This is a genomic window from Yersinia entomophaga, from assembly GCF_001656035.1.
GTDB classification, from domain to species: Bacteria; Pseudomonadota; Gammaproteobacteria; order Enterobacterales; family Enterobacteriaceae; genus Yersinia; species Yersinia entomophaga.
In genome coordinates, this window is the sequence record NZ_CP010029.1 from 214,494 (window position 1) to 232,684 (window position 18,191).

The following is an 18,191-nucleotide window of genomic DNA, read 5'->3' on the forward strand; positions in this document are numbered from 1 at the left end:
AGATTTGGTTGCAACTTAGGCAGAAATGCAAAGTATTCACACTGACAGTGTGGCAGAGATTGGTGATTCTATCTGTTTTTCTCTTTTTTGTGATCTACATTCTGGACAAAACATCGTTCAATTGCTGTACTGTAATTGACACGGTTGTTGTGTCCAACTATTCACGTAAAGGTATGTTTGATGTCTAAGATTAAAGGTAGCGTTAAGTGGTTCAATGAATCCAAAGGTTTCGGCTTCATTACCCCAGAAGATGGCAGTAAGGACGTTTTCGTTCATTTCTCTGCCATCGCTAGCAATGGTTTCAAAACTCTTGCTGAAGGCCAGCGTGTAGAATTTGAAATCACGAACGGTGCCAAAGGGCCATCTGCTGCTAATGTTATCGCTATCTAAGTAGCCAATATTCTTAAAAACCCGCCCCATGGGCGGGTTTTTTTATGGCTGAAAATAGAGCCAGAGCCCGTTTTCGATGATTACAGTATGAGATGACCGTCCGATAAAACCTGGGTCTGGTTGTTGAGATTCAGGCAGTGAGGCTACAGCTCATCTTAAACGTTATCTTGAAATACTAGAATAAATAAACCTTCAGGAATGCCAGCGAGATCAATACGCAAAGGCCAACCATCAGTAATTCTGTTAGTGTTTTAGGTGATCCAAACATGTTATTTATCCCGCGTTTCAGTGCATTAAGGTGAAACTGTTCTCAGGATACGGATTATCTAATTTGAAACTTAAGAAAACATTAAGGGGATAAATAGCGCACTTAAAAGTGAGAGGAGTCCCCGATTTTTGCTTTTTTACTGTGCGCTCCACATGTTCACTAACATAAAGGCCAGCATTGTCATAGCTAACGAACCCGCCAGATTGAATAATATAGTCAGCCCGGCCCAAATGAATTTACTGTCTTGTAGCAAGTACACCACTTCCAGCGAAAAAGTTGAGAATGTTGTCAGCCCGCCGCAAAAGCCAGTTGTTATTAGCATTTTCCAAACTGGATCAAGGTGCGTCATTCGATTGAATAAGGCTAATGTCAGGCCAATAATAAAAGCGCCAACCAGGTTAACAGTGAGAGTGCCAATAGGTACGTTGGGAGATAACCCGTTTAATTTCATGCTGATAAGCCAACGTAGCGTACTGCCAACGCCACCGCCGATAAAGACTGCCAGTAATGTGGGGAACATAAACACCTTTCTTGTTATCAGGGAGTTTGCAGAAAGGCTTAGGCGTAATTCTACGCACCTTTCTGAGAAGGTAACGTAGACATCATCAGCCTTGAGGGGCGGTTATGGAGGAATGTCATCTCCAGAGCTTTAATTGGATATTACACTGACTTTTTCTTATTTTAAACCCTGAAAGTTTGGTAGCCTATTCGCGATTACATCGTGATACTTAAATGACCAAGGAACAAGCGTGAAAATCCGAAAGGTGAAACCCGGTGACGAAGCTGCCATCTCTGAATTATTGATAGCATTAGATTATGCAGGAACAGATGGTTTTTTAAACCAGCGTTTGCTACAGCTTATTGGGCATCCCGATAGCGGTTTGCTGGCTGCGACTATCAATGATGTTGTTTGCGGTTTTATTTCATTGCATTTTATCCCGCAGATCGCGCTGGCCGGTGATTTCTGTCGGATCAGTTATTTATGTGTGAGTGAGAAGGTCAGGGGAGCAGGAATCGGTAAGCAACTTCTGGATGAAGCTGAAAAGATGGCGCGCGAACGTGGCTGTGATCGTATGGAATTACACAGTCATTCCCGTCGAGTGAAAGCTCATGCTTTTTATCTGCGGGAAGGCTATGCAGAATCACCGAAATATTTTACCAAGTGCTTAACTGAATAGGTATTTAGCTCGCTAGCTCAATACGGTCTCTGCCATTATCTTTAGCGTGATATAAAGCGGAGTCAGCGGCTTTTAACCACTGTTGATAATTGGTCATTTCTGGTTTGAATTCTGATACACCAGCGCTGACTTTGAGCTGCAGCCCCGGCGATTGATTAAAGACAATTCCAGCCAGTTTTTCCTGAATACGCCCTAATACCTCGCAGGCCTGTTCCGCCGAAGTATTAGGGAGGATAGCGCCAAATTCATCCCCGCCGTAGCGGCCGACGATATCTACGGCTCTTAGCCCCAATAATAGCTCCTCGGCAAGCGCCGTAATGGCATCATCACCAACCGCGTGACCAAAAGTATCATTGATGGTTTTAAATTTATCGATATCCAGCAGCACCAAGGACGCGCTGTGTTTATAGCGACGGCAGCTATCAAACTGATTATGAAGCTGATGTTCCCAGTGGCGTCGGTTATACAGCCCGGTTAATCCATCTCTCACGCTAATACGCAAAAGCTCCTCTTTGTTATCTGCCAGGCGTTTGGCTGTGCGATACGTCACCCAACCAAGTAACGATGGATAAATAAAAATCATCGGTAAACAGCTATATACCTGAATTGGTGTGGTTTGCGGCTGGAAAGGTAGTTGAAATATCCAGGCGACCAGTAAGCAACCTATTATCTGTAGGCCAAGGCCTTTAAGAAAAAAAGATTTTCCGCCTGATGCGATATTGTTCATGCTCATCATCGATAAGATGACCACGGAGGGCAGGGCATTAAACGACATTACCGCCACCCATACGCCGCCTGAAATAGAATCCAGGCTTAAATTCAGCATTTCCTGGCGATGCGGGGAATTGGCTCGAAGGGATAATTGATAGGCTAGGTGTGGCCAAATTAACCCGTTTATGACTAGCAGTGCCCACATCCACAACGGAGTTTGTCGGGTGATTAGCACTGATAAGACGCATAACATACCGATACCCAAGCCAAATATCCGGGGTAGGTAGATGCGGCGGGCAAAACTCAATCCGGCCTCGCGCGAATTTGCTCTGCTATATAAGGACAATTGACGCGCTCCGAATAAATCTGATTTTGGGGAATGTTAAAGAATCGACATTCAGCATGAGTCAGAATTTAATTAAGCAGACTCCTGCATAAATCATAGTTCAGGAACGAAATCTGTTACATATTACTGTTGTTTTATCCGGTATTTTATTCGTAAATAATCCACAATTAAGTTAATCCTATTTTGAGTCCTGAACGAATAAGAAGGTATGTATGGAAGGTATCAGTATTACCAAGCTCTTAGTGGTAGGTATATTGATTGTGCTGCTGTTCGGCACCAGTAAACTGCGCACTTTGGGGGCTGATTTAGGTGCGGCGCTGAAAGGCTTTAAAAAAGCAATGGGCGATGATAAAGCTCCGCCAGCCGATATCGCAGAAACTAAAGTTGTGCCGCCGGTAGAGCATAAAGACTAGTTCTAGTTTTATTTACTGCATGGAAATTGCAGATGGTCTGAATGAAAACGGATATCCAGGTGGAGATCCGTTTCAGGCTATTTGCGATTTGAGTTGTAATAAATTATGTCTATTTAACGCGGTTTTTCGCAACTAAAAACCAGCCCAGATATGAATTCAGGCTTATATGATTATTTGACTTCCTCGCCTTTGGCTTGCAAGTCCGCATGATAAGAAGAGCGGACGAAAGGACCACAGGCTGCGTGGGTAAAGCCCATAGCCATGGCTTCGGCTTTCATCTCATCAAACTCATCCGGGCTGACGTAGCGCTGAACCGGTAAATGATGGCGGCTAGGCTGCAAATACTGGCCCAAAGTCAGCATGGTCACGCCATGACGACGTAAATCGCGCATGACTTCAACGATTTCTGCGTTGGTTTCACCCAGACCCACCATCAGACCAGATTTGGTCGGAATATTTGGGTGCGCTTCTTTGAAACGTTCCAGCAGCTTCAATGACCATTCATAGTTAGCGCCTGGACGAACCTGACGATAGACCCGCGGCACGTTTTCCAGGTTATGGTTAAACACGTCAGGCGGCGTTGCAGTCAGAATATCTAATGCGCGATCCATACGGCCACGGAAATCTGGCACTAATGTTTCGATCTTGATCGTTGGGTTTTTGGCACGAATTGCCGCGATACAGTCAGCAAAGTGCTGAGCACCACCGTCGCGTAAATCATCGCGGTCAACGGATGTGATTACCACGTAACGCAACCCCATATCTTTAATGGTTTGCGCCAGCTTTTCTGGCTCGTTGGCGTCTGGCAGAGTTGGACGACCATGCGCTACGTCACAGAACGGGCAGCGACGAGTACAGATTGCGCCGAGGATCATAAAAGTCGCAGTGCCGTGATTGAAACACTCTGACAGGTTAGGGCAAGAGGCTTCTTCGCAAACCGAATGCAGGCCGTTTTTGCGCATCGCCGCTTTGATGCCTTGAATACGGCTGGAATCAGCAGGAAGCTTGATTTTCATCCACTCGGGTTTACGTAACAGCTCCTGGCGTTCAGTCACCACGGTTTTCACCGGGATTAACGCCATTTTATCTGCATCACGGTATTTTACGCCGCGTTCCATCTGAATCGGTTTACTCATAATCGTGCAGGTTCCAGTTCTGAATCTCTAATATGAGATTTTTCATTAAAATCAACGAAATGAGACATTCGTTAAAAATTATTTGAAAATTGTTTAAAAATTATATCATCTTTCCCCCGATTCGTTCAGCCCCCAATTTTGTATGAGTTTGTGCTTTCAGGTAGCAGAATCCTACGGGAGAAACCTTATAAAGGATGATAATCCTCTGCCTGCCAAGGCTGAAGAACGGCATCCACGTAGCCCAATTGGCGAATAAACTCTTGCACCAGAATGGGTTGCACATCGCTGAGCGTTGTTCCTGGCCGGTATGCACTCACTTGTGTCATCTCCATACCGGCGTTACCGCAAGGGTTTATGCGCTGAAACGGTGACAAATCCATATCGATATTCAGCGCTAGCCCGTGGAACGAGCAGCCTTGACGAATACGCAAACCCAAAGAGCAGACTTTCTTTTGCCCGATATAGACGCCGGGCGCATCTGGTCGGGCGTGGGCCTCAATACCAAAGTGAGCCAAAGTTTCTACCACGGTATTCTCAATCGCGGTAACCAACTGGCGAACGCCGATCTTTGCACGTTTCAAATTGATCAGAACATACATTACCTGCTGGCCGGGGCCATGGTAGGTAACCTGTCCGCCACGATCGCTTTGAATGACAGGGATATCTCCCGGCATCAGCAGGTGTTCGGCTTTCCCAGCTTGGCCTTGCGTAAATACCTGATGGTGTTCTACTAGCCAGATTTCATCTGGGGTAGTTTCATCGCGACATTCAGTGAAGGCGTGCATGGCTTGAGATACAGGTGCATAGGGTTGTAGCCCTAGCTGGCGCAAAATGATCTTGTGTTGTTGCAAGCGAGACATCATCTGGTTACAGAAAGGGTGGCGTCAGTATACCAGCACCACCGCAGGGAACCAGTGTTGACCGGTGAAAAAACGGAAGTGTGATAATAATTACGCATGAATCACGGATATATAGATAAAATAAGGCCCGAGTTAATTCGGGCCTCTATTCGTTTTTTACGCGGTGTTACAGCGCAAAAATCTATGGGTATTTATATTGAATCAAATAGATATGGTTTAAATTACAGAACCATACGAACCAGTTCAATTTTACCCAGTTCTTCATACAGGGTTTCTACCTGCTCAATGTGTTCTGCATTGATGGTGATAGAGACGGAGTGATAGTTGCCTTTGCTGCTCGGTTTTACCTCAGGGGTATAATCGCCCGGAGCATGGCGCTGTACCACTTCAACCACCTGGTCAACCAGCTGTGGTTCAGCAATGCCCATCACCTTGTAGGTAAAGGAACAAGGGAACTCTAGCAGTTCGTTCAGTTTAGTTTTCATGTGCGCTCCTGGGTTGCGACCGGACAGTTGATAAGGCGAAATGCAAATCACTTCCGGCATTAAAAATTATAACTCCCGCCGGAGCGGGAGCTTCATAATATTTATAATATGGGGGCAGTCTTCAGACTTTCAAGCCTGTGACCTTAGCCGAACCAATGGTGGAACATCAGTTTGATGTAATCCACCATGCGGCTGAAGAAACCACCTTCTTTCACTTCGTTCATCACCACCAGCGGGCGTTGTTCGATAGTTTTGCCGTCCAACTGGAAGTTGATGCTGCCAACTACCTGATTTTTTGCCAAAGGTGCGTGGATTTCTGGCGTGTTCAGCACGTAGCTGGCTTTAAGATCTTTCATACGACCGCGCGGAATAGTCAGATAAACGTCTTTATCAACGCCCAGCTGTACGCGATCGGTGTCCCCGAACCAGACTGGCTCAGAAGCGAACTCTTTACCGACTTTCAATGGCGCTACGGTTTCAAAGAAGCGGAAGCCCCATGTCAGCAGTTTTTTGCTTTCGGTTTCACGGCCTTTGTAGGTGTGACCACCCAGAACCGCGGAAATCAAACGCATCTGGCCTTCGGTAGCGGAGGCAACCAGATTGTAGCCAGCGGCTTCGGTATGGCCGGTTTTGATACCGTCAACGTTCAGACTGGTATCCCACAGTAAACCGTTACGGTTCATCTGACGGATATTGTTGAAGGTGAATTCTTTTTCTTTATAAATGGCGTATTCGTCTGGAACGTCGCGAATCAATGCCTGACCAATCAACGCCATATCACGAGCGGAGCTGTATTGACCTTCGGCATCCAGACCGTGAACAGTTTTGAAATGGGTATTTTTCAAGCCCAGCGCATTCACATAGTTGTTCATCAGATTCACGAAGGAATCCTGACTGCCAGCAACGTAATCAGCCATGGCCACGCAGGCATCGTTACCGGATTGCAGATTAATACCGCGAGTCAGTTTGGAGACCGGAACCTGATCCCCCGGTTTCAGGAACATCAATGACGAACCCTGGAATACCGGATTGCCGGTTGCCCAGGCGTCTTTGCCTACGGTAACCATGTCTTCGGGGCCGATTTTCCCAGATTTGATCGCCTGGCCGATAACATAGCTGGTCATCATTTTGGTCAGACTGGCAGGGTTACGGCGCGCATCGGCATTCATTTCTGCCAATACTTTTCCGGAGTTGTAGTCAATCAGTACATAAGCTTCCGCGTCGATTTGTGGCACGCCGGGAATCATGGTTTTCATATTGACGTCGTCGGCGTTAGCAACAGAAGCTGCGCTCATGACGATAACGGTGCCGAGCGTTATGCTCTTGATAAAACGAGAAGTAGTTACATATTTCATGATCAGGACAACAACATCCGTGGGGTAAGTTAAGAACGTGCCACACTATAGCAGATGAGGTCTTGGCAGACATCAGGCAATCCCCATCTCTTGCGGCGTTTACACATTTTTACGTGTGGGTGGCAACCCGACATTTTAAAGCCTAACCTTCTGTTTATACACAGATTAGGCTCTAATTTTTCTTGAAACAGCAAAATTGCTACAAGGCGTTTCCAAAAGAATCAGATAGCCAGTTATTATGGCTAACTACGGCGCAGTGATGATAAATGACTGCTGCTGCGCTTCTGAAGATAAACGCTGTTGCAGTTCTGCGGCCTGTTGGCGGCTGCTGAACGGGCCTAACTGTACCCGATGAACGTTTCCAGCGCTGGACACTTTACCCGGTACGCCAAAACGTTGGCTCAGAGCCTGCTGCCAGGTAGAGGCGCGCTGGGCATCGCTTAATGCCCCAACCTGCACGATGTAAGCACCGGAAGCTGAAGCGGATGATGCCGCAGGAGCTACCGAGGTTATCGGACCGGGAGGACTGACCACCGGCGGCGTTACCGGCTCGGCGCTTTCCAGCACGCCGGAAGGCAACGAGGACGGCGCACGTAGGAAACCGCTGCTTTGCGCGGCTACGGGCTGCGCGGCATCGGCACCGGATAAGTTGCTGTTTTCAATTGGACGAACCGGCGCGTCGTTGACGGGGGCGTCCTGCTGAATGGGGTTGCCCATCGCTCCAGACGTTAAATCCGGGCGGCTTGGCAGAGCGTAGCTTTGCTTGGCAATAGTGGTCCCAACCATACCTGGGCCGGAGAGGGAACCGTCAGGTGAAACATTGATAAAATCAATTTTCACCTTGGTATTGTTAGAGATATTCAAGCGATCTGCTGCAGCTTTGGATAAATCAATCACACGTCCCGGAGTATAAGGGCCACGGTCATTGACCCGCACCACGATTTGGCGGCCATTGCTCACGTTGGTGACCCGCACGTAGCTAGGAATAGGCAGGGTAGGGTGAGCGGCGGTTAGCGCATTAGGATCGAAAGTTTCGCCGGTGGCAGTCGTGTTGCCATTGGCTTCTTCACCATACCAGGCAGCCAGACCGGTCTGGCTGAAGTTTTGCGGATCTTTGATGACGCTATAGGATTTCCCGTTCACTTTGTAATCCTGATTAAAATTAGGATTAAAAGGTTCATAACGAGGTTCCGCTCCGCCGATCTCTTCAATCGGCCCATTATAAGTCTGCTGAGTTTGTTCTATAGGTGCTTGATTTTCCGTAGTACAAGCTGATAACAGCACGCTGACGACGCCGATCCAAAGCCATTCCTTACGCATTGCTCACCTCTATAAATTTTTAGATAACATTTTTCGATGAGTATGTATCGACATCACGATACCAAACCCGGCCATCAGGACTATCAGCGCCGAGCCACCGTAGCTGACCAAAGGCAAAGGTACGCCAACTACGGGTAGAATTCCACTGACCATACCAATGTTAACAAACACATACACAAACAGTATCAGCATCAGCCCACCGACCATCACTCGGCCAAAGGTGGTTTGCGCATGAGCGGCGATTACCAACCCACGCATAATAGTACAAAGATACAGACCCAGCAGAACCAATACGCCCACCAGACCTAATTCTTCTGCTAATACCGCAAAAATAAAGTCGGTATGGCGTTCTGGAAGGAATTCTAGCTGGGACTGAGTGCCCTGTAGCCAGCCTTTACCCACTAAACCGCCGGAGCCGATAGCGATTTTGGATTGAATAATATGGTAGCCCGCGCCCAATGGATCACTTTCCGGATCCAGCAGCATCATGACGCGGTCTTGTTGGTAACCGTGCATCAGGAAGAACCAAAGTATCGGGATAAAGCAGGCGACCAGTACGGCGGCGATGGCAATCAAACGCCAACTCATTCCGGCCAGGAACAGTACAAATAATCCGGACGCTGCGACCAGAATTGACGTCCCGAGGTCGGGCTGAGCAGCCACCAGCAGGGTTGGCATAAAGATCAGAATGAGTGCAATACCAGTATTTTTTAATGTTGGCGGACAAACGTCCCGGTTCATAAAGCGCGCCACCATCAGCGGGACGGCGATTTTGGCTATTTCCGACGGCTGGAAGCGCACAAAGCCGAGATCCAACCAGCGCTGTGCGCCTTTACTGATTTGGCCGAAGGCATCGACCAAAACCAATAAAATCACGCAAACAATATACAGATAAGGTGCCCAGCTTTCGTAGACGCGCGGAGGAATCTGCGCCATTACGATCATCACGCACAGGCCAATGGCGATTTGGCCGAGCTTGCGCTCCATCATGCCGACATCCTGTCCGCTGGCGCTCCACATCACGAAGGCACTGTAGGCCAGTAGCGAAAGAATGCAGATCAGAAACGGTAGATCGATATGCATTTTGGACCACAGAGATCCTTTTTGTTGGCGTTCAGTCATGATGTACCTTAATCACCTTCAGTGCCGGGAGGCGTCGGTGCCGCATCCGGTAATTCAGTATTATTATCACCTAACAGTATGTGATCGAGGATCTGGCGGGTGATAGTCCCCACAGCAGGACCCGCGCCGCCGTTTTCCAGAATAATCGCTACGGCTACCGTCGGGTTATCATAAGGGGCAAAGGCCGTCATCAGCTTATGGTCACGTAAATGCTCGGCCACTTTGTGCGCGTTATAGGTCTCATAGCTGTAAACCTGCGCAGTACCTGACTTGGCTGCCGCTTTATACGGTGTACCTTCGAAAAATTTACGGCCTGTGCCGTTCGGGCGGTTGGCTACGCCATACATACCGTCTTTCGCCAGTTCCCAAAAGCCTGAGTGAATATCGCCAATCTGGATCTGTTTTTCCTGACGATAAGGCACCAGCACGCCGTCTACTTTGGTATTTAGTAGCAAATGCGGATTTTTCACATCACCGTCATTGATTAATGTCATCAACGCTTTTGCCATTTGAATGGGTGTTGCCGTCCAGTAGCCTTGACCGATACCTACGGGAATAGTATCCCCTTGATACCAAGGTTTTTTATGGCGCTTTTGTTTCCATTCACGCGTTGGCATGATGCCCGCACGTTCTTCTGATAAATCAATGCCGGTATATTCGCCATAGCCGAATTTGCTCATCCATTCGGAAAGGCGATCAATCCCCATGTCATAAGCAACCTGATAGAAGAAGGTATCCGCTGATTCTTCAATGGCTTTGGTGACATTCAGGCGCCCGTGGCCCCATTTTTTCCAGTCGCGATAGCGTTTTTCTGAGCCAGGTAACTGCCACCAACCGGGATCGAATAGGCTGGTATTTTTATTGATCACGCCTGCGCTTAAAGCCGAAACGGCAATATAAGGTTTTACCGTAGAAGCCGGCGGGTAAACGCCTTGAGTCGCGCGGTTGATCAACGGGCGGTTCGGGTCATTGAGCAGACCCTGATAATCTTTGTTGGAAATACCGTCGACGAACAGGTTCGGATCATAGCTTGGGTTGGATACCAGCGCCAGAATTCCGCCGGTGCGCGGATCGGTGACCACAACCGCTGCGCGGCTACCGCTTAGCAGTTGTTCAATATAGGTTTGCAGATGCAGATCCAGCGTCAGGTAAATATCTTTACCTGCCTGCGGCGGTTGCTCATGCAGTTGACGAATAACCCTGCCACGGTTATTTACTTCTACCTCTTCATAACCGGTTTTACCGTGTAATACCGGTTCGTAATAGCGTTCTATACCCAGTTTGCCAATATCGTGGGTCGCGGCGTAATTGGCCAGAATGCCTTCTTTATCCAATCGCTCGACGTCTTTGTCGTTTATTTTGGATACGTAGCCAATAACGTGAGTGAGTGCGGAACCGTAAGGATAAAAGCGGCGTTGGTAGCCTTTGACTTCAATTCCGGGAAAGCGGAATTGGTTAACCGCAAAGCGGGCGACCTGAACTTCGGTCAGCGGCGTTTTGACAGCAATAGAGGTAAAGCGTCGGGAACGTTTGCGTTCTTTTTCAAAGTTCGCAATATCTTCATCAGTCAGATCGACAATAGGACGTAATGCATCGAGAGTCGCTTTTAGATTCTCGATTTTCTCTGGCATTAATTCGAGCTGATAAATCGTGCGATTCATCGCCAAAGGAATGCCATTGCGGTCATATATCATGCCGCGACTAGGAGCAATAGGAACCAGTTTTATGCGGTTTTCATTAGAACGGGTGCGGTAATCTTCAAAGCGAACAATTTGTAAATTGTACAAATTGGCGATCAACACCCCGATAAGTAAAACAATACCTAGAAACGCCACGAGAGCGCGGCGCACAAACAGGGCTGATTCAGCCGTATAGTCGCGAAAAGGGTTACGTTCTTTTTTCATCCCGCTAAACACTTACTCTGGTCAAAGTCACCACGTTGCTCAGGCTGATCACCCGATTATTCCCGGTGGTAAGGATGATTGGTCGTAATACTCCAGGCACGATACAGGCTCTCTGCCACCAGTACGCGCACTAAAGGATGAGGTAGCGTCAGCGGAGAGAGCGACCAGCTCTGCTCTGCTGCGGCTTTACAGGCCGGAGCCAGTCCTTCCGGCCCGCCAATAAGTAGGCTGACGTTGCGGCCATCCTGCTTCCAGCGTTCCAGCTGATGGGCTAACTGAGGAGTTTCCCAGGGCGTGCCTGGGATATCCAAAGTGACAATGCGGTTGTTTTTACCGACCGCCGCCAGCATCAGTTCGCCTTCTTTTTCCAGAATACGTTTGATATCCGCATTCTTGCCCCGTTTTCCGGCCGGTATTTCTATCAGCTCAAAAGGCATGTCTTTAGGAAAACGGTGCAGATAATCCATAAAGCCGGTCTGCACCCAGTCCGGCATCTTAGTGCCGACGGCTACCAGTTGCAGTTTCACTCTTTAGCCCCAGAGTTTTTCAAGTTCATACAGGCGACGACTTTCTTCTTGCATCACATGTACGATAACGTCGCCCAGATCGACAACGATCCAGTCAGATACGCCCTGGCCTTCGATTCCTAATGGAATCATGCCTGCTTTACGGGATTCTTGTACCAAATTATCGGCCAAAGCCATAACGTGGCGGGTAGAAGTACCGGTACAGATAATCATGCAATCGGTAATGCTGGATTTACCTTTCACGTCGATAGAAAGAATGTCTTGGCCTTTCAAGTCATCGAGCTTGTCGATAACAAATTCTTGGAGCGCTTTACCTTGCAAAGGTTCCCCCTCAGGTGATTTATGTCCATAACCTTCGCTGATAATACGTTTCGCCGGAATTTCTTCTCAGCACGCAATCTGTTACGAGTGGTTATGATGTATTTATCGGCAGGATGCCGCTGAAAGCCAGCTGTTTACTGCAATTGCTACAGGGGTTTTCAGCGAATACCTAAAATTAAGCGGCGAAGTATATCATGGGACTAAGGCTCGCGATATAAACCCTGTAACTCGATGTATCGCTGAATTGCGCGCGGTAACAGGTCATCACAGCTTAGTCCTTCACGTCGCCGCCGGCGAATCTCCGTAGCGGATATATCCAAAAGTGGAGTATCTGCCAGATAGATAAAGCCATTGGGTTGCTGGCTGAGTTTTTCTGGTTGCGTAACCTGATGTTGTTCCAGCCAGTTTTGAAGCTCAGGTGTATCCAGCTTCTTGGCATAACCGGGACGAGCGCAGACCAGCAAATGGCAAACATCCAACAGCGATTGCCAGCGGTGCCATTTATGCAGAGATAATAATGAATCCTGACCAATGATAAAAGCCAGTGCTAGTTCGGGACCGCGTTCCGCACGTAGCGATTCCAGCGTATCTATGGTGTAAGACGGCGTGGTGCGCTGTAGCTCGCGATCGTCAACCTGAAATAGCGGGTTTCCCTCAATGGCGAGCTTTACCATTTCCAGCCGTTGTTGCGCAGAGGCTTCCGGCTGTGGCCGATGAGGCGGAACGTGATTAGGCAGCAAAATAACCTGCTGTAATCGGACTTGCTGCGCCAAAGCTTCCACCGGACGTAAATGGCCGTAATGGATGGGATCAAAGGTGCCACCAAACAGAGCGTGTAAGCTACGCTCTGGTTTAGCGCTATCAGCCTGCTTATCCAGCATCAAAGAAACTCTCAGGTAAGGTTTTGCCACAGATCAGCATGGAAAGTGACTCTAACTCAGGCCAGACAGACTGACCGTAGTCCTGCTTGAGGCGAATCTCCATTTGCGTTAGCAAATGCACACTGCGCTGTAATTGTTGCAACGTGAGACGCTGAAGCGCCTGTGTCATCAGATGACGGCGGTTTTGCCAGACTTTATGCTGATCGAATAGGGTTCTTAGCGGCGTCGTCGCCATTTGCCGTTTTAAGTTCAGCAGTAGCAACAGTTCACGCTGGATGGTGCGTAGCAAAATAATAGGTTCGCTATCTTCCAACCGCAGTTGCTGCAAAATATGCCAGGCCCGCTTACTTTTCCCCGCCAGCAATGCATCCAGCCAATGATAAGGTGTGAAATGCGCCGCATCATTGACAGCTTGTTCTACGCGCGGCAGGGTTAACTTGCCGTCGGGATAGAGCAGGGAGAGGCGTTCCAATGCCTGGGATAACGCCAGTAAATTACCTTCATAGCAATAACAAAGCAGTTGAATAGCTGCATCATCGACTTCGAGGTTGAGACTTTTGGCTCGGGTTTGAACCCAGCGAGGAAGCTGAGCCTGTTCCGGTGTCTGGCAGCTGATTAATGCGCCTTTTGGACTCAGAGCTTTAAACCAGGCGCTGTTTTCCTGCGCTTTGGTGAGTTTGTTGGCACGCAATATCAGAAGAATATCGGGGTGTAGCAGGCTTGTCAGTTTAGCTAACTGTTCGTTCATAGCGGCGGTTAAACCACTATCAGGGAATACCAGCAGCAGAGTTTGGCGGCTGGAGAACAGGCTTAGAGCCTGACAAATGCTGAAGATATTCTCCCATTCGGTATGGGTATCTAACGCTACGGTGTAATGTTCGGTAAAACCTTGCTGCGATGCAGCCTGACGGATGCGATCCTGACTTTCCTGTAACAGCAGCGGTTCGTTCCCACACAGCAGATAACAAGCGCGCAGCCCCTCTTGGAGCTGCGCGGCGAGTTGTTCAGGATAAATACGAATCATTGGGCAGAGGCAACTGGAGTCACTGTTTTGGCCGTAGCCGGCTTAGCGTCTTCTTCCTGTGCCTTTTTCACTTCTTCAGCGTGTACGGTCAGTAATTTCCGCACTAACTGTTGAGCGGCCTGCTCACGCATTTCCTGCGCAATGATGTCACTTTCTGCCGTTTTTGCTAACGCGGTTAACGGGTTATCAAAGAAGGAGCGGAAAACGGTCACATTCAACGGGTAAATATCGTGCCCAGGAATCAGCACCTGCGCCTGAACATTCAGTACCATTTGGTATTCTGCGGTCACGCCGTTCTGGAACACCGAAACGGTGTCCTGACTTTGCGACGATCCCAAAATACGCAGCGTCGGCAGATCCTTGCGCATCGCATCGTCAACAATGGAGACGTTGCTTAGACGCAGCTGTTGACGAATAGAGCGCGTCAATGGCCCATAAGGATCGCTGCTTTGCAGCAACATTTTTTGCAGTTCCTGAGGCACTTGTGTAGTGCCCCGCAGATGAAAACCGCAGCCAGCGGTGACCAGCACCGCTAACCCCAGCAACAGCGTCAGAATACGATGTCGCACAACTCCTCCTTGTCTTAACCTACAACCAGGTTAAGCAGTTTGCCAGGGACATAGATCACTTTACGAATCGTAACCCCATCCAGATATTTTGCCACCAGACGCTCCTGACTTGCGCACTCGCGTACGTATTCTTCAGTTGCATCGGCTGGCACGGTGATCTTGCCGCGAACCTTGCCGTTTACCTGTACCACGACTAACTTGGAATCTTCAACCATGGCCTGCTCATCAGCCATTGGCCAAGGAGCGGTATCGATATCGCCTTCGCCGCCCAGTTCCTGCCACAGAGTGAAGCAGACGTGAGGGGTGAACGGATACAGCATACGTACCACGGCCAGCAGTGCTTCTTGCATGAAGGCTCGATCCTGCTCGGTTTCCTGCGGCGCGCGACCCAGTTTGTTCATCAGCTCCATCACGGCGGCAATCGCGGTGTTGAAGGTCTGACGGCGGCCTACGTCATCGGTCACTTTAGCAATGGTTTTGTGCAAATCGCGACGCAGTGATTTCAGATCTTCAGTCAGGCTGGCGATATCCAGCGGCTGTGTAGCCCCTTTGCTGGTGTGTTCAAACACCAAACGCCATACGCGCTTCAGGAAGCGGTTCGCCCCTTCAACGCCAGATTCCTGCCATTCCAGCGTCATTTCTGCCGGAGAAGCGAACATCATGAACAGACGAACGGTATCCGCGCCGTATTTTTCTACCATGACTTGCGGGTCGATACCGTTGTTCTTCGATTTCGACATTTTGCTCATACCGGCATAAACCAGTTCATGGCCTTCGCCATCAACGGCTTTAGTAATACGGCCTTTGTCATCACGTTCAACAATGGCGTCAACCGGAGATACCCAGATACGCTCGCCGTTGCTACCGGTGTAGTAGAAGGCATCGGCCAGAACCATGCCTTGACACAGCAGACGCTTGGCTGGTTCATCCGAATCCACCAAACCTGCATCGCGCATCAGCTTATGGAAGAAGCGGAAGTACATCAAATGCATGATGGCGTGTTCGATGCCGCCCACATACTGATCGACCGGCAGCCAGTAGTTAGCCGCAGCCGGGTCCAGCATGCCGTCATCATATTGCGGGCAAGTGTAACGCGCGTAGTACCAGGATGATTCCATAAAGGTATCAAAAGTATCGGTTTCACGCAGACCCGGCAATCCGTTAACAGTGGTTTTTGCCCACTCGGCGTCGGCTTTGATTGGGCTGGTAATGCCGTCCATAACCACGTCTTCAGGCAGGATCACCGGCAGTTGATCTTCTGGTGTTGGAACCACGGTACCGTCTTCCAGCGTGATCATCGGGATTGGCGCGCCCCAATAGCGTTGACGGGAGACACCCCAGTCACGCAGGCGGTAGTTCACTTTGCGTTGACCCACGCCAAGCGCGACCAGTTTATCGGCGATAGCATCGAAAGCAGCTTGATAATCCAGACCGTCGAATTCCCCTGAATTGAACAAAGTGCCTTTTTCGGGCAGTGGCGCAGCGCTCAAATCAGGCGCGGTGCCTTCGGCGGTCAGAATTACCGGCTGAATTGGCAGGTTGTATTTGGTCGCAAACTCCCAGTCGCGCTGATCGTGACCCGGAACGGCCATCACTGCGCCAGTGCCGTAATCCATCAATACAAAGTTAGCGACCCAGATCGCCACTTCTTCGCCAGTCAACGGATGGATAGCAGACAGGCCGGTGGCCATGCCTTTTTTCTCCATGGTTGCCATTTCGGCTTCGGCCACTTTGGTGTTACGGCATTCGTCAACGAACTCGGCCAGCGCCGGGTTGGTTTTGGCTGCTTCTAGCGCCAGCGGGTGACCGGCAGCAACGGCAACGTAGGTGACGCCAAAGAAGGTATCCGGGCGGGTGGTGTAAACAGTCAGTTTTTCCGCACTGTTAGCCACGTCAAAGGTGATTTCCACCCCTTCAGAACGGCCAATCCAGTTGCGCTGCATGGTTTTCACCTGCTCTGGCCAGCTTTCCAGCTTGTCCAGATCGTTCAGCAACTGATCGGCATAATCGGTGATTTTGATAAACCACTGCGGAATTTCTTTACGTTCGACTTTGGTATCGCAACGCCAGCAGCAGCCGTCGATAACCTGTTCGTTAGCCAGAACCGTCAGATCGTGAGGACACCAGTTCACCGCGGAGGTCTTTTTGTAGACCATGCCTTTTTCATACAGCTTGGTGAAGAACCACTGTTCCCAACGGTAATAGTCAGGTTTACAGGTGGCGATTTCGCGATCCCAGTCATAGCCGAAGCCCAGCAGTTTCAACTGGTTCTTCATATATTCGATATTGTCGTAAGTCCACGGAGCTGGCGCGGTGTTGTTTTTAACCGCTGCGCCTTCAGCTGGCAGACCAAATGCATCCCAGCCGATAGGCTGCAGGACGTTTTTACCCAGCATACGCTGGTAGCGCGAAATCACGTCACCAATGGTGTAGTTACGAACGTGACCCATATGTAGGCGGCCAGACGGATATGGCAGCATAGAGAGACAATAGTATTTCTCTTTGCTCGCGTCTTCAGTCACTTTGAAAGTTTGCTTCTTTTGCCAATGAAGCTGAACGTGCGATTCGATATCTTCCGGGCGGTATTGCTCTTGCATGGCAGCCAATGGTCCTATAGTGAAAACAGCTACACCTGTAGCATCATCTGTTTAATATCATAAAGTGAGATCCGCATAGCATAGCTGATAAGCGGCAGCCGCAACAACACTCTACGGGTCACTGTCGCGTTTTTCTGCGCGACCTATAGCATTTACGGGCAGAGTGAGGACGGTCACACCCTAATGATCGCGTGACATCAGGTATTTACGGCTAAAATAAATAGAGATACCTTTAATTATCAGGCGAAAGATAAGCTTTATCACAGGTTACTCGAGGAGACTGTATGAACAAGGTGGCTCAATATTACCGTGAATTAGTGGCATCGCTGACCGAGCGCTTGAAAAATGGAGAACGGGATATCGATCAACTGGTCGCCAGTGCGGAACAGCGGCTGAACACGGTAGAAGATTTAACGCGCAGCGAAGTCGATCAGATTACTCAGGCCGTTCGTCGGGATCTGGAGGAGTTTGCTCGTAGTTACGAAGAAAGTAAGGAAGAGTTTACCGATAGCGTTTTCATGCGGGTTATCAAAGAGAGTCTGTGGCAAGAATTAGCCGATATTACCGATAAAACCCAGCTTGAATGGCGCGAAGTGTTTAAGGATGTCAGCCACCACGGGGTTTATCACAGTGGGGAAGTGGTCGGGTTAGGTAATCTGGTTTGCGAAAAATGCCACCACCACTTAGCGTTCTATACTCCGGAAGTATTACCTCTTTGCCCAAAATGCGGTCACGATCAGTTCCACCGTCGCCCATTCCAGCCATAACCTTCACTTCTAGACAC

At 49.2% G+C, this 18,191-nt stretch carries 19 protein-coding genes and 1 riboswitch; of the genes, 4 read left to right on the top strand and 15 right to left on the bottom strand.

Annotation, left to right across the window (positions count from 1 at the left end; translation table 11 throughout):
• Positions 1–180: 180 nt before the first annotated feature.
• Entirely contained in the window at positions 181–390 is a 210-nt protein-coding gene (cspE, locus tag PL78_RS01075) for a transcription antiterminator/RNA stability regulator CspE (RefSeq protein WP_002210315.1), read from the top strand.
• 404 nt (positions 391–794) lie between these two features.
• Here cspE and crcB read toward each other — a convergent pair whose 3' ends face one another.
• On the bottom strand, positions 795–1,178 hold the full coding sequence (gene crcB, locus PL78_RS01080) for a fluoride efflux transporter CrcB (protein ID WP_049596798.1): 384 nt from the start codon (positions 1,176–1,178) through the stop codon (positions 795–797).
• 69 nt (positions 1,179–1,247) lie between these two features.
• Positions 1,248–1,310, bottom strand: a riboswitch (Fluoride riboswitch).
• A gap of 97 nt (positions 1,311–1,407) precedes the next feature.
• Here crcB and PL78_RS01085 point away from each other — a divergent pair.
• Positions 1,408–1,836 (top strand): GNAT family N-acetyltransferase, encoded by a 429-nt coding sequence (locus tag PL78_RS01085; protein WP_064512423.1) that lies wholly within the window; start codon positions 1,408–1,410, stop codon positions 1,834–1,836.
• Between the two features lie 4 nt (positions 1,837–1,840).
• On the opposite strand, the gene PL78_RS01090 is transcribed toward PL78_RS01085, so the two are convergent.
• Positions 1,841–2,800 carry a diguanylate cyclase gene (locus tag PL78_RS01090; RefSeq protein WP_084414367.1) on the bottom strand — a complete coding sequence of 320 codons (960 nt, stop codon included), beginning with the start codon at positions 2,798–2,800 and terminating at the stop codon, positions 1,841–1,843.
• A gap of 305 nt (positions 2,801–3,105) precedes the next feature.
• On the opposite strand from PL78_RS01090, the gene tatA reads away from it, so the two are divergent.
• A complete protein-coding gene (gene tatA, locus PL78_RS01095) occupies positions 3,106–3,306 on the top strand; it encodes a Sec-independent protein translocase subunit TatA (protein WP_049596796.1) in 201 nt (66 codons plus the stop codon).
• A 170-nt stretch (positions 3,307–3,476) separates the two neighbouring features.
• Here tatA and lipA read toward each other — a convergent pair whose 3' ends face one another.
• The 13 genes from lipA to leuS form a co-directional block, all read right to left on the bottom strand.
• Entirely contained in the window at positions 3,477–4,442 is a 966-nt protein-coding gene (lipA, locus tag PL78_RS01100; RefSeq protein ID WP_049596795.1) for a lipoyl synthase, read from the bottom strand.
• Between the two features lie 185 nt (positions 4,443–4,627).
• Entirely contained in the window at positions 4,628–5,305 is a 678-nt protein-coding gene (gene lipB / locus PL78_RS01105) for a lipoyl(octanoyl) transferase LipB (protein WP_064512425.1), read from the bottom strand.
• Between the two features lie 218 nt (positions 5,306–5,523).
• Positions 5,524–5,787 carry a DUF493 family protein YbeD gene (gene ybeD / locus PL78_RS01110; protein WP_064512426.1) on the bottom strand — a complete coding sequence of 88 codons (264 nt, stop codon included), beginning with the start codon at positions 5,785–5,787 and terminating at the stop codon, positions 5,524–5,526.
• Positions 5,788–5,930: 143 nt separating this feature from the next.
• Complete coding sequence (dacA, locus tag PL78_RS01115) at positions 5,931–7,142, bottom strand: D-alanyl-D-alanine carboxypeptidase DacA (protein WP_049596793.1); 1,212 nt, start codon at positions 7,140–7,142, stop codon at positions 5,931–5,933.
• Between the two features lie 246 nt (positions 7,143–7,388).
• Positions 7,389–8,462, bottom strand: a complete 1,074-nt coding sequence (rlpA, locus tag PL78_RS01120) for an endolytic peptidoglycan transglycosylase RlpA (RefSeq protein WP_064512428.1) — start codon at positions 8,460–8,462, stop codon at positions 7,389–7,391.
• A gap of 9 nt (positions 8,463–8,471) precedes the next feature.
• Positions 8,472–9,584 (bottom strand): peptidoglycan glycosyltransferase MrdB, encoded by a 1,113-nt coding sequence (gene mrdB / locus PL78_RS01125; protein WP_049596791.1) that lies wholly within the window; start codon positions 9,582–9,584, stop codon positions 8,472–8,474.
• A gap of 8 nt (positions 9,585–9,592) precedes the next feature.
• A complete protein-coding gene (gene mrdA, locus PL78_RS01130; RefSeq protein WP_064512429.1) occupies positions 9,593–11,488 on the bottom strand; it encodes a peptidoglycan DD-transpeptidase MrdA in 1,896 nt (631 codons plus the stop codon).
• 56 nt (positions 11,489–11,544) lie between these two features.
• The gene (rlmH, locus tag PL78_RS01135; protein WP_064512431.1) at positions 11,545–12,015 is read right to left on the bottom strand and encodes a 23S rRNA (pseudouridine(1915)-N(3))-methyltransferase RlmH; all 471 of its coding nucleotides are present in this window, start codon (positions 12,013–12,015) and stop codon (positions 11,545–11,547) included.
• A gap of 3 nt (positions 12,016–12,018) precedes the next feature.
• On the bottom strand, positions 12,019–12,336 hold the full coding sequence (gene rsfS, locus PL78_RS01140; protein ID WP_049596788.1) for a ribosome silencing factor: 318 nt from the start codon (positions 12,334–12,336) through the stop codon (positions 12,019–12,021).
• 200 nt (positions 12,337–12,536) lie between these two features.
• Positions 12,537–13,217 carry a nicotinate-nucleotide adenylyltransferase gene (nadD, locus tag PL78_RS01145; protein ID WP_064512433.1) on the bottom strand — a complete coding sequence of 227 codons (681 nt, stop codon included), beginning with the start codon at positions 13,215–13,217 and terminating at the stop codon, positions 12,537–12,539.
• A complete protein-coding gene (gene holA, locus PL78_RS01150) occupies positions 13,207–14,241 on the bottom strand; it encodes a DNA polymerase III subunit delta (protein WP_064512436.1) in 1,035 nt (344 codons plus the stop codon). The genes nadD and holA overlap by 11 nt, the downstream gene beginning before the upstream one ends.
• Complete coding sequence (gene lptE, locus PL78_RS01155) at positions 14,238–14,810, bottom strand: LPS assembly lipoprotein LptE (protein ID WP_064512438.1); 573 nt, start codon at positions 14,808–14,810, stop codon at positions 14,238–14,240. Before lptE ends, holA begins: the two co-directional genes overlap by 4 nt.
• A 14-nt stretch (positions 14,811–14,824) precedes the next feature.
• The gene (gene leuS / locus PL78_RS01160; protein WP_064512440.1) at positions 14,825–17,407 is read right to left on the bottom strand and encodes a leucine--tRNA ligase; all 2,583 of its coding nucleotides are present in this window, start codon (positions 17,405–17,407) and stop codon (positions 14,825–14,827) included.
• A gap of 284 nt (positions 17,408–17,691) precedes the next feature.
• Between leuS and PL78_RS01165 the strand changes: the two genes are divergently transcribed.
• Complete coding sequence (locus PL78_RS01165; RefSeq protein ID WP_064512441.1) at positions 17,692–18,174, top strand: zinc ribbon-containing protein; 483 nt, start codon at positions 17,692–17,694, stop codon at positions 18,172–18,174.
• Positions 18,175–18,191 lie beyond the last annotated feature (17 nt).